1 protein-coding gene is annotated in these 275 nt (G+C 35.6%); it reads right to left on the reverse strand.

Annotation, left to right across the window (positions count from 1 at the left end):
* On the reverse strand, window positions 1–275 hold a 275-nt coding region (locus A9Q93_RS01805), incomplete at both ends, for a sigma 54-interacting transcriptional regulator (RefSeq protein WP_303685672.1).

Raw genomic sequence — 275 nt, forward strand, 5'->3', positions numbered from 1 at the left:
CACTTCGTCTATCATTTAAGGCTGGTACTTCAATCAATATCACAGCAAGTCTATGGTAAAGATCTTCTCTAAATCGCCCTTGTTCAATTTCCTTCTTTAAGTTTTTATTTGTTGCTGTTACAACACGAACGTTAACTTTAATGTCTTTATCGCTACCTACACGTTGAATTCTGCTTTCTTGTAATGCTCTTAATACTTTGGCTTGAGCCGATAAACTCATATCTCCAATTTCATCTAAGAAAATAGTACCACCATTAGCGGCTTCAAACTTTCCT

The sequence above is a fragment of the Nonlabens dokdonensis genome, assembly GCF_002162835.1.
Taxonomy (GTDB): Bacteria; Bacteroidota; Bacteroidia; order Flavobacteriales; family Flavobacteriaceae; genus Nonlabens; species Nonlabens dokdonensis_B.